This window comes from Staphylococcus sp. MZ3 (genome assembly GCF_018622755.1).
In the GTDB taxonomy this organism is placed as follows: Bacteria; Bacillota; Bacilli; order Staphylococcales; family Staphylococcaceae; genus Staphylococcus; species Staphylococcus aureus.
On record NZ_CP076026.1, the window covers coordinates 1,469,401 to 1,483,186 of the forward strand.

General features: G+C 35.5%; 1 pseudogene (cut by a window edge). It reads right to left on the reverse strand.

Annotation, left to right across the window (positions count from 1 at the left end):
• Window positions 1–13,786 (reverse strand): annotated as a pseudogene (ebh, locus tag KI230_RS07155) (hyperosmolarity resistance protein Ebh); it runs 17,337 nt beyond the window's last position.

The following is a 13,786-nucleotide window of genomic DNA, read 5'->3' on the forward strand; positions in this document are numbered from 1 at the left end:
TTATTTTTTATTTTTCTTAGATTTCTTTTTCTTCTTTTTAGCTGCTACCTTTTTAGAAGTATTTTTTGATGCTGACTTTTTGTCTTTGGATTGGTTATCTTTTTGATTTTTCTTTTTAGCCAATAATAAAGGAACGTCCTCATCTTTAGATTCAATACTAGTTGTTGTTTCAACATCTTCCTCTTTATCTTTGCGTCGTTTTGCGAATAAGAGTGGTGAATGTTCGTTATCTTTCAACACTTTTTCATCTGTGTTTTCATTTGTAACTTCCACATCTTCTTCATCTTCTTTACGACGACGTTTTGGTAAGAAGAACGGCGTATGTTTAACTTTATCGAGTGACTCGCCATTATTTAGCGAATCTTTTTCTTCAACAGTAACATCTTCTTCATCTTCTTTTCTGCGACGTTTCGCAAATAAAAGTGGTAAATGTTTTGTATCGTCTAAAGTCTCTTTTATTGAATCTTTATTATTATCTCTTATTTCTAATTCTTCCTCTTCATCTTCTTTACGACGACGTTTGGCAATGAAGAACCAGAAACTAGCTAGTAAGCCAGAGATACCCACCACACCAATAGCGTTTTTAATAACATTACCGAAATTATTACTAAAGTGACGCATATGAAGTGGATCAATGTCATCATCTTCATCAATTTTCTTTTTATGTCCAATAGTCGAACTGTTAAATGGATGATTTGCAGTTCCATAACCAATTGTTAAATGGCTATTAGATTCATTTCCAGTACTTGACGATTGTTTAGCACGATCAGATATTACAATTTGTACTGCTGAAATTCGAGCAATACCATTGTTCAATGCAGCCTCAACTTGCTGTAATGTATGCGCATTATTAATATCTCTAATTGTTTCAAGCACAATTTCGTTAATTTGATTCATTGCTGCTTGTTTTTCATCAGTTGTGCCAATTTCACTATTTCGAATACTATTTATTTTTTCATTTGAAAAGTCTTTAATTCTACTAATAGCTTCTTGCTTGCGTTTAGCTAGTTCTTTTGCTGTTGGATTAGCTGCTTTCATTTGAGCTTTAAATTGTTCCAATTGCTCAGTTATTTCATCGATGCTTTGCGCACGTTGAATCGCTTGAATTGCTTGTTCTTTTAATTGATTTAACTTAGCAATAGCTTCTTGCTTCTCTTTATCTGTTAGATCAGTACGAGCTTTGATTTCATCAATCATATGTTGAATTGCATCTTCAATCGATTTAATTGCATTTGATTTTGCTTGTTCAATCGTAAATTGTTCTGGATTAAATTGTTCAATATGCGCTTGTTCTTGTTGTTGAATTTCTTCAACTGAATGAACATCAGGTGCATTGTTAATATGATCAATTGCTTGTTGTTTAAGCTTATTAACTTCTGCAATTGCAGCTTCTTTTTGTTCCAGTGTTAATGTCACACTATTATTGATTTCATTAATCTTTTGTTGTGCCGCATTTTCGATTGATTCAATTGCCTGTTGTTTGACTACTGACAATTCTTTTTCTACAACTTTTACAGGAACATTAACAATCACTTTTGATCCATCAAGCAATGTAACTTCAACTTTTGCTGTTAAGCTATCAGAAATCGTTGCAGTTGATGGTGTATCAATAACTTCTGCTGAAAGCTGATCAATTAAGTTTATGTGTGCAAGAATATCTTGTTCTGTAATGATGTCATCACGATGTACAATGAGTTCACCATTAACTAGGATTTGCTCAGGTGTTGCTTCAAAAATTTCATTTACAGCAGGTTGTTCATCAACCTCCCATACATGTGTATTTCTAATGTCATCTAAACCTAAGTTTAATCCTCGATTTAATTGATCTATAGTTTGAGCATTCTCAACGTTTTGTAGTGCTCGTTTTTCAGCTTCGTCAATTTCTTTGAGCGCTTTTGCTTTTTGCTCAGGTGTTAAATCTGGATTTGAATTGATTTGATCACGCTTCGCATTAGCTAAGGCTTTTATTGCATTTTTCGCATCTTCTTTAGCTTTCACTAAATCTTTGATGTCTTGTAATGCTTGTGCAAGTTGTGCTTTGGCTTGTTCAATTTCTTCTTTAGTCATCGCATTGTTAATGTCGTTATGACCTTGTTGAAGTATTTGGTTAATTCGATCTTTAAGCGCTTGTTTTTCCTTATCTGTTAGATTTGGATTTCGATCGATTTCATCAATTAAAGCTTGTACACGTTTATCAACATCTTGTTTCGCATTTTCTTTAGCTTTCACTAAATTTTTAATTTCTTGTAATGCTTGCGCTAAACGTTCTTTTGCTTGTTCAATTGCTTCTTTTGTCATCGCATTGTTAATGTCGTTATGACCTTGTTGAAGTATTTGATTAATACGATCTTTAAGTGCTTGTTTTTCCTTATCTGTTAGATTTGGATTTTGATCGATTTCGTCAATTAATGCTTGAACTTGCTTGTCAACATCTTGTTTCGCATCTTCTTTAGCTTTCACTAAATCTTTGATGTCTTGTAATGCTTGCGCAAGTTGTGCTTTAGCTTGTTCAATTTCTTCTTTAGTCAGCGCATTGTTAATGTCGTTATGACCTTGTTGAAGTATTTGATTAATACGATCTTTAAGTGCTTGTTTTTCCTTATCTGTTAGATTTGGATTTCGATCAATTTCGTCAATTAATGCTTGTACTTGCTTATCAACGTCTTTATTGGCATCAATTTTTGCTTTTGGTATTTCATTGGCATGCACTTGTTCAATCGCGTGGTTGCCTGCTGTTTGAACTTGAGATACAGCCTGATTACTTGTTGCTTTATTAATGTTGTTGATGATGCTGTTTGCCAATTCTTCTGCTTTATTTTTCGCAATAAGCTTGTCTTGATCCGTCGCATTTGAAGCTTCGATTTCTTTTAGCTTATTAGCTAAAGCTTGATTAATAGATTGAATTGCCTTGTCTTTAGCATCTTGTAGTCGTTGATCACCATTAAGATTATGGATTGCATCATTGACTGTTTGAATTGCGCCGTTAATATCATTCACATTTGTGTTATCACTATTTAGCAATGTATTTGCTAGACGTTTGGCATCATCGAAGTTTGTTTTAGCATTATCGTCAGCGTTTTGGTAATTGACAGTTTGCTCTGCATTTGGAATTTCATTGTCAACTAAATGTTTCAATGTTTCCATTGCATCATTTAAGTCAATTTGATTATTAACAATATCTGTTACATCTGATACAGTACCGGCATTGTTAATTGCTTTATGTGCAAGATCTTGTTGCTGTTGATTTAATCCATTTAACGAATTAACAAACGCATTTGCTTTATCTTTGGCATTTGCAAGGTTTTGGTCTCCATTTAATGCATTTTGAGCATCGATAATATTTTGTTTCAATTGCTCTGCTTCAGCTTTTGCAATTGCATTACCTTGCACTTTATCTAACTCATGTGCTGCATTCGCAATTGCATTATCATAATTTGCTTTCAAATTGTCATCTGCATTGATGTAATTTGTGCTGCTGATAACACCAAGGTGCTGTTCGTCAATATATTGTTGTACTGCACCCATTGCATTATCTAATTTAGTTGCTCTATTAATTGCTCGAGATGCTTTATTTAGCGTTTCAGCATTATTAATTTGTTGGATTGCTAATTGTCTTTGAGCATTGTTTAGATGTGTTAATTGATCCAATCTTTGTAATGCTTCAGCTTTACGATTATTAAGTCTTTCTTCACCATTTAATGCTTTCTTAGCTGCAGTGACTGCATCATTTAATTTGATAACTTGTTCTGCAGTTAAGTTTTGCCCAGACGATTTATCAAGTGCTTGTTTCGCTTTATCAACCGCTTCATCATATACTTGTTTGACTTGTGTATCTGCATTGACATAGTTCGTGCTACCTTTCGTGCGTCCTTCATTGCCAGTGATTTCTTGTGATAATTGATCCATTGCACGATTAAGTGCCTTAGCCTCATCTACAATTTGTTGGATTTGATTTAAATCGTTTGATTGATCGATGCGACCTTTAAATCCATCTTGTTGAGCATTGTTTAATGCATTCAATTGGTCGATGTCATGTTTACCATTTGTTTTAGCAAGTGCTACACGTTCATCACCATTTAATGCTTGTTTTGCATTTAAAATATTTTGAAGCGCTTGATCCACTTGTTGCTTATTCGCATTTTGTTTCAATACATTTTCAGCATCAGCAATAGCTTGTTTATAAGCATTTTGCTTATCTGAATCTGCTTGTGTGTAATCTACAGTTTGCTCAACGTTAGCATGTTCATTAACTGCTTGTTGTAATTGATCCATAGATTGATTCAATTGCGTTGCTTGATCTACTAATTCAGCAATTGGTTGAAGTTTCGTCGCTTGATCAATGTTTTGTTTAGCAGTTGCAATTTGATCAGCATTTAAATGTGTTAATTGGTCAATAGTTTGTTTCGCTTGTGTTTTAGCTTCAGCGACTCTCTCATTACCATTTAACTCATTTTCTTTTTCTTGAAGCTTAGTTAACGCTTGTTCTACAGCATCTTTATTTGCATTTGAACCATTAGTAGGGTCTGTAATGCTTTCTGCAGCTTGTAACGCTTGGTCTACTGCTTCTTTTTTATCAGTTGACGCTTCAGTGTAATTTGGTTGAGCCTTATCTGTATTCACTTGATCAACTTTATTTTTCAATATTTCCATTGCGTGATCAAGTTCAGTAGCAGTTTGAACATGTTGTGCAACCTCTGTTCTTGTAGGCGCTGCATTAATTGCATCAGTTAATGCTTGTTGTTGTGCATGATTTAAGTTTGGTAATGCATTAACAGTCGTTACTGCTTGTTGTTGATCACGAGCTAGTTTTTGATCACCATGTAGATTATCTTTTGCAGTTGTTACTGCTTGTGTTAATTGTTCTACTTGTGATTTGTCGAGTGTTGGATTACCTGTTTGGTTAATTAAATCTTGTGCATTTTGAACTGCTGCTTGGTAAGCATCTTTTTGCGGTTTATCTTCATTAATAAACTTGCTACCAGATTCTGTTTGTTGTTGATCTTGAATACTATTACGTAATGCTTGCATTGCTTGATCAAGTGCTTTTGCTTCAGCTAATTTTTGTGCTACTTCGCCACGAGTTGCTGCATTGTTTATTTGACTTACAAGTGCTTGACGCTGTGGATTATTTAAACCATTTAATTGATTTAAATCAGTAACCGCATGTTGTTTATCGTCTGCAAGTTTTTGATCACCGTGTAGGTTATCTTTAGCTTGGTTAACAGCTTGTGTCAATTGTTCAACTTGTGCTTTATCAAGCGTTGGATTGTTAGTTTGATTAATTAAATCTTTTGCATTTTGAACTGCTGCTTGGTAAGCATCTTTTTGTGGTTTATCTTCATTGATAAACTTGCTACCCGCTTCCGTTTGCTGTTGATCTTGAATGCTATTACGTAAAGCTTCCATTGCTTGGTTAAGTGCTTCTGCTTCAGTTAATTTTTGTGCTACTTCGCCACGAGTTGCTGCATTATTGATTTGATTTTCAAGTGCTTGACGTTGTGGTGTATTCAAGTTAGACAAGTTATTTAACGTTTCTGTTGCACGTTGCTTATCTTGAGCTAGTTTTTGATCACCATGTAAATTGTTTTTAGCATCAGTCACTGCCTGTGTCGCTTGATCAATGATTGATTTAGCTAATGTAGGATCAGTTGTTTTGTTAATCAAATCTTTCGCGTGTTGTACTGCTTGCGTATAAGCATCTTTTTGCGCTTGATCCTCGTTAATAAATTTACTACTTGCTTCAGTTTGTGGTTGATCCTTAATACTTTCTTTTAATGCTTTCATCGCTTCATTTAATGCTTGCGCTTGTGCAATGATTTCAGCCACTTTATCACGAGTTGTTGCATTATTAATTTGATTTTCTAGCGCTTGTTGTTGAGCTGGTGTTAATTGATCTAAATGATTTAGAGAATTTCCAGCAGTTTGCTTATCTTGAGCTAATCGTTCAACACCATCTAATGCATTTTTAGATGATGTTACTGCTTGAGTCGCACTTGATACATTACCTTTATTGATAGTTGGATTATTTAATCCTGCAATGATAGACTCAGCATTTTGAACTGCTTCATCATAGGCTTGTTTTTTATTCGGTTCTGCATTGACATATGCACTGCTCATACGTGTTGCATCTTTGTCAGCAATACTTTGTTGCAATGCATCCATAAGTTGATCTAATGCTGGTGCTTCAGTCAAATCTTGCTTAACTGCTGTTCTAGTTGTTTCGCTATCAATTAACGTATCTTCCATATGTTTTTGTGCATTGTTTAGATGTGCTAATTGACTAACCGTTTGTTTAGCATGATCTTTATCATTTTGTAATTTCACATCACCATGTAATGCTGCTTTCGTTGTATTCACAGTTGCCGCTGCTTGATTAATCGCATTATTATCTAATGTTGCAGTTTGTTCATTGATAATATTATTTGCGGCTTGAACAGCTTGATCATAGTTTTGTTGCTCTGGTTGATCTTCGTTGATATATTTGCTATTTGCTTTAGTTGCTGCGTTATCTTGAATGCTCTGTCTTAAACCATGCATTGCTTGGTTAAGCGTATTCGCATTTTGTTCAATTTGATGAACTGCAGTTACTAAAGTTGCAGCTGTAACTTGGTCTTTTAATGCTGTTTTTTGAGGATCATTTAAGCTTGTTAAAGCATCAATTGCTTGCGTCGCATTTGTTTTAGCAACTTGTAAATTATGATCTCCATTTAACGCTTGAAGTGTTGTTTGAACTTTAGTAATAGCTTGTTCTACTTCTGTTTGGTTCGCATTTTGACCAGTTTGTTTGTTAATCATTGCTGCTGCTTCATTTACCGCTGTATTATAAGCAGTTTGTTTATCAGTATCAGCATTGATGAAGTTATCACGTTGTTCAACGGCTTGATGATCTGCAATCGCATTAATTAAGTTACCCATCGCAGTATTTAAAGATTCTGCTGTTTGTTTGTGACCATTAACTGCAGCAATATCAGATGATTGCGTAATTTGTGATTGTAACTGTTGCTTTTGCGCATTATTCAAATGATCTAATTGATCAAGTCTGTTGTTTGCTTGTTGTTTAGCTACTGCAAGGTTTTCATCACCATCTAATGCAACTTTCGTATTATTCACTTGTGTCGTTGCACCATTAACATCATCTGGATTCATCGTAGGCGATGTAGTTTGATAAATGATATTATTAGCAGCTGTTACAGCTTGGTTATAGTCATTTTGTCTTTGCGTAGTTGCATCATGATAATCTTCAGACGCTAATGTCGTTTGATTATCCGCAACACTATTTCTTAATAATTCCATCGCATGATCTAACGTTTGTGCTTTTTGATTAATCGTAGTGACATCTGTAACAAGTGGCGCTTGTGTAATTTGACTTTCAAATGATTGTTTTTGTGCATCATTTAAGTGTGTTAAGTTCGCCAATTGTTGTTTTGCATGTTGTTTTGCATTTGCCAAATTGTCATTACCATTTAATGCTTGTTTCGCTGCGTTCACTTCATTAGTGATGCTTTCAACTTGTGCTTGTACTTCATTAGTACCACTTTGTTTATTCAATAATGCTTCAGCTTTTGCTACTGCCTGTTTATACGCATTTTGTTTGTCAGGATCTGCATTTAAGTAATTACCGTCCGCTAATGTTTGAGCTTTATCATTAATAGCTTGTGATAATTGATCCATTGCATGATCTAGGCTCGTTGCTGTTTGTTTAACTTGGTTCACTGTAGCAATTTCAGGCGATTGATCGATTTGACCTTTTAATGCTTGTTTTTGAGCATCGTTTAAATGCGTCATCCCACTTACGGCATCTTTAGCATTTTGCTTTTCAGTTGCCAATTTAGCTTCACCGTTTAAGCCATTTTTAGCATCAGTCACTTGAGTTAATGCACGTGTTATTTCATCTGGGTTAAGCGTTGGATTTGTCGATTGATTGATAATACCTTCCGCTTGAGACACTGCATTTGTATATGCTGTTTGCTTATCGGCATCAGCATCATGATAGTTCTCACTTGCTTTGACAGTATCTTTGTTTGCAATACCTTGTTTCAAGTTACCCATTGCTGTATTCACATTTTGTGCATTTTGTTTAGTTTGTTCAACTGTAGCTAACGCTTGTGCTTGATTGATTTGGTTTCTTAATGCATCACGTTGTGGTTGATTTAAGTCGCGTAACGTATCAAGATTTGCTAAAGCTTCTTGTTTCGCTTGTGCTAATTTTTCATCACCGTTTAATGCATCTTTCGCTTGATTCATAGTTGTCACTGCTTGTGTTACTGTATCAGGCGTCAATACAGGTGTTGGTATGCCATTTGCGATTTGTTGTGCTTGGTTAGCCGCATTGTTATATGCTTGTTGTTTGTCTTGATCCGCTTGTGTAAAGTCAACTGACTGTGGTACTTGACTGTTCGCTTGAATTTGTTGTTTCAATGTACCCATTGCATTATTTAACGCATCAGCATTTTGCTTAATAGCATTAACACCTGTAACAAGTTCTGCATGCGACACTTGGTCTTTTAATGCTGTTTTTTGTGGTTGATTTAAGTTTGGTAACTGATCAATGGCTGTATTTGCATTGTCTTTAGCAACTTGTAAGTTATGGTTACCGTTTAAATCACCCTTAGCTTGATTCACTTGTTGTAACGCTTGAGCCACTTGTTGTGGATCCACGTTTGCATTTGGTGTACCACTAATGATTTGTTCAGCATGTGCTACCGCATTGTTATATGCATTTTGCTTATCAGTATCAGCATTGACAAAGTTACCATTTGCTTTAGTTTGGTCTTTATCTGCAATACCTTGTTTCAATTGTGTCATTGCTTGATTTAAATCTTGTGCTGTTTGCTTAATCGTGTTTACATTTGCAACAGTTTGCGCAGCATCGACTTGTTGTTTTAATGCATCTTTTTGCGCTTGATTTAAATCATTTGCATTTGTAATCACTTGTTTCGCTGCATCTTTTGCACGTTGTACATTGTCATTACCATTCAATGCTTGTTTCGCTTCGTTCACACGTTGCATCGCTTGTTCCACTTCAGTTTGACTTGCATTGCTGCCATTTGCTTTAGATAAAATACCTTCTGCATGTGAAACCGCATTAGTATAAGCATCTTTCTTAGCTTGATCTGCATCAGTAAAGTTAATGCTATTTAATGTCTCAGTTTTATCTTGTAATGCATTGTTTAAGTTAGTCATAGCATTATTCAGATTTTGAGCATTTTGCTTAACATTATTAACTGTTGCAATATCTGGTGCTTGTTCAACTTGAGTTGTTAGCGCTTGTTTTTGAGCATCATTTAAATGATCTAGTGTACCAAGTGTTGTCTTAGCATCTTGTTTGGCATCAGCTAATTTTTGATTACCGTTAAGTGGTTGATTTGTGTCATTCACTTTAGTTAATGCTTGTTGAATTGTATTTGGATCCATTGTTGGATTTGTTGTTTGTTTTAACAATTCTTCTGCTTTTGTTACTGCATTATCATATGCTGTTTGCTTGTCAGTATCAGCATCGTGATAGTTCTCGCTACCTTTAATTTGTGCTTTATTCGCAATACCTTGTTTCAATTGTGTCATCGCGTCATTAAGCGTTGTCGCCGCTTGTTGAATAGCATTGACGTTTGGTACAAGAGTTGCTTGCGTAATTTGTTTGTTGTATTCATCACGTTGCGCTTGATTCAAGTTTGGCAATTGATCGATAGCATGTTGAACATTTTGTTTCGCCGTTGCTAAGTTCGTATTACCATTTAAATCATTTTTAGCTTGCGTAACTTTATTTAACGCTGCAGTAATTTCGCTAGGTGTAACGACAACATCAGGCGTACCACTAATTAATGCTTCAGCTTTCGCTACTGCTTGTTTATATGCATTTTGCTTGTCAGGATCTGCATTGACAAAGTTACCATCAGCTTTCGTTTGTTCTTTATCTGCAATGCCTTGTTTTAATTGTGTCATCGCATTGTTTAACTCTTGTGCTGTTTGTTTAACATTGTTTACACCAGCTACAGTAGTTGCATTTTGTACTTGTTGTTTTAATGCATCTTTCTGTGCTTGGTTAAGATCATTAGAGTTATTAATTAATGCTGTTGCTTCATCTTTCGCATGTTGAACGTTGGCATTACCATTTAATGCTTGTTTTGCAGCATTAACTTGTTTGATTGCTTGTTCAACTTCAGCTTGTGTTGCATTGCCGCCATTAGCTTTTGAAATGATATTTTCAGCATTTGTAACAGCAGTGTTATATGCTTGTTGTTTTGCTTGATCTGCATCAGTGAAGTTAACTGTCGCTTTCGTAGCATCTTTGTCAGCTATCGCTTGTTTCAAGTTACCCATCGCTGTATTTAAGTTTTGCGCATTTTGCTTAATTTGATTTGCTTCATCAACAGTATGCGCGCCATTAATTTGATCAGTAACTGTTTGTTTTTGCGCATTATTTAAGTTATCTAATGAACCTAATGATTGTGACGCTTGTTGTTTCGCTGCCTCTAGGTTTTCATTACCATTTAATGCATTTTTAGTTGTGCTTACTTGTCCAGCAGCTTGATTGATAACAGTCGGATCTAAAGTTGGACTTGTAGTTTGATCAATAATACCTTGTGCAGTTGTGACAGCATTATTGTACGCATCCTTTTTATTCTGACTTGCATCAGTATAATTTTGGTTTTGTTTTGTTGTCGCATTATCTGCAATACTTTGACGTAATTTGTCCATTGCTGCATCAACATTGTTTGCTTTTTGCTCATTACCTTGTGCTTCTGCAACAGTAGTCGATTGTTGTACCAATTGTTTTAATGCCTCTTTTTGTGCATTTGTTAAATGGCTTAAACCGTCAATTGCTGTATTTGCGTGTTGTTTAGCTTTTTCAAGGTTTTGAGTACCATTAAGCGCAGTTTTGTTAGTGTTCACTTGATTAGCTGCTTGTGTTACTGCAGATGGATCAAGTGTCGGCTGACTCGTTGCATTAATGATATTTTCAGCACTTGTAACAGCTGTGTTGTATGCATTTTGTTTATCCGTATCTGCATCAACATATGGTTGACTTGCTTTAACTTCATCTTTATTCGCAATACTATTTCGAAGTTGATTCATTGCATTATCAAGATTTGTCGCGTTGTCTTTCACACTTTGGACGCCAGTTACTTGTGTCGCGCTATCAATTTGACCAGTAATACTTTGTTTTTGTGCATCAGATAAATGTGTCATTTGACGTAATGTATCTTTAGCTTGTTGCTTCGCAGTTGCTAAGTTTGTATCACCGTTTAAACCTGTTTCAGCATTATTAACACGTTGTGTTACTGCTGTAACATCTGCTGCATTTGTAATCACATTAGGTGAACCATTTACAATGTTTTTCGCAGCATTATATGCATCAGTATAAGCACCTTGCTTATCAGGACTCGCGTTAGTGTAATTACCACCAGCAACAATTGTGTCATGATCAGCAATTGCTTGTTTTAATTGATCCATCGCATTATTAAGTGATGTAGCACTATTTTTCAGATCAGTTACACCTGATACACGTTGCGCAGCGTTCACTTGTTGTTTTAATGCTGTTTTTTGTGGCGTATTCAAATGTGTCAAGTTATCGATAGCTTGTGTAGCTTCAGTTTTAGCGCGTTGTAAGTTTGCGTCACCGTTCAAAGCATTTTCAGTAGACGTTACACTTTGAATTGCTTGTTCAACAGCTTGCTTATCTTTATTCGCACCATGATCTTTATTTAAGTAAGATTCAGCTTGTATGATGGCATTATCAAATGCTGTTTTCTTAGTTGGATCTGCGTCGATGTAGTTTTCGCTCGCTTTAGTTTGATCTTTATTTGCGATTGCTGTCTCTAATCGTTGCATTGCACCATCTAAGTCTTGTGCTTTCGTTTTAACACTATTTACACCGTTGACTGTTGTTGCACCTTCGATTTGTGATGTTAAATCTTGTTTTTGTGCATTATTTAAGTGTGTTAATGTACCTAAGTTTGCTTTCGCATCTGATTTTGCTTGTCTTACATTTGCATCACCGTTTAAAGCATTCTTAGCAGTCGTTACTTGATTTAATGCAGCTTCAACTTGTGCTTTTGTCATATTTTGACCGTTTGATTTATCTAAAATACCTTGAGCATTCGTAACAGCATTTGTGTAAGCATCTTTCTTACCTTGGTCAGCATCTGTAAAGTTCACTTGTTGTTTAACAGTGTTTTGGTCATTAATACCATTTTGAAGTTGACCCATTGCTGTATTTAATTCATTAGCAGTATTTTGTGCAGCAGTTACACCTGCTACTGTCGTTGCATTGTCAATTTGACTAGTTGCTGCAGTTGATTGCGCATTATTCAAGTTACTATATGAAGCTAATGCACGTTTCGCTGACTCTTTTGCTTGAGCAACTTTATTATCACCATTCAAGTCATTTTTAGCTTGATTCAATTGGTTTAGTGCTGCTTGAACTTGTGTTTCATTCGCGTTGCTGCCATTAGCATTAGTAATTGCTTCTGCTTGTGTAACCGCAGTATCATACGCTTGTTGTTTTGGTTGATCCGCATCTTTGTAATTGACACTACGTTTCGTATTATCCTTTTCAGCAAGTGCATGTTTCAAATTACCCATCGCTGTGTTTAACGATGTTGCTTTATTTTTAGCCGCTGTGACAGCTGCAAGATTTGGTGCTTGATCCACTTCAGCATTTGCCGCAGTTCGTTGTGCATTGTTCAAGTCTGTCAAACGACCGATATCTGATTTCGCAGTTTGTTTTGCTGCTGCTAATTTTTCATCACCGTTCAATGCAGACTTCGCACTGTTCACTTGGCTCGCTTTTTGGTTAATTGTATCAGGATTCATTTCAGGGTTATTCGTTGCACTAATAATACCTTCAGCATTAGTTACCGCATCATTGTATGCATTTTGTAGATTTGCATTCGCGTCTTGATAATCTTCGCTTGATTTAGTCGTATCTTTAGAAGCAATACTTTGTCTTAATTGATTCATTGCTTGATCTAAAGTACCGGCATTAGCTTGAATACCTTGAACACCAGCAACAGTCGTACCGCGTTCAATTTGTTCTGTTAAGTTTGCTTTTTGAGCATTAGTTAAATGTGACATTGTCGCTAATTGTTGTTTAGCTGTGTTCTTCGCTTCATTTAATCGCGCGTCACCATTTAATGCTGTTTTAGCAGTATTCACACGTTGTAATGCTTGTTCAACTGCTGCTTTATTGTCATTTGAACCAGCTGTTTTATCTAATAATGTTTTAGCTGCTGTTACAGCGTCATTGTATGCAGTTTGTTTATCTCTATCTGCATCAGTATATTTCTGAGCTGCTTTTGTAGCTGCTTCATCATTAATACCGCTTTGTAAGTTGCTCATTGCAGTATTTAATTCAGATGCCGTTGTAGACACTTGATTTACACCTGCAACTGTTGACGCACCTTCAATTTGTGTTTTCAACGCTTCTTTTTGTGCATTGTTAATTGATGTTAGATTATTCAATGCATTTTTCGCAGTTGACTTAGCGTTCGCAACATTTTGATTACCGTTCAATTCGTTTTTAGCACGTTGTACATTTTGTAACGCAGATTCAACATTGTCTTTTGCAGTATTTGGACCTTGTGCTTTATTTAAAATTTGTTCAGCTTGCGTCACTGCATTTGTATATGCATTACGTTTCGCTTCATCTGCATCAGTGAAGTTAACACCTTGCTTAATCGTATTTTGATCTTGAATACCATTTTTCAAGTTCGTCATAGCTGTATTTAATGCATCCGCATTATTTTGTGCTTGTGTTACTTCATTAACATGCGTTGCACCTTCGATT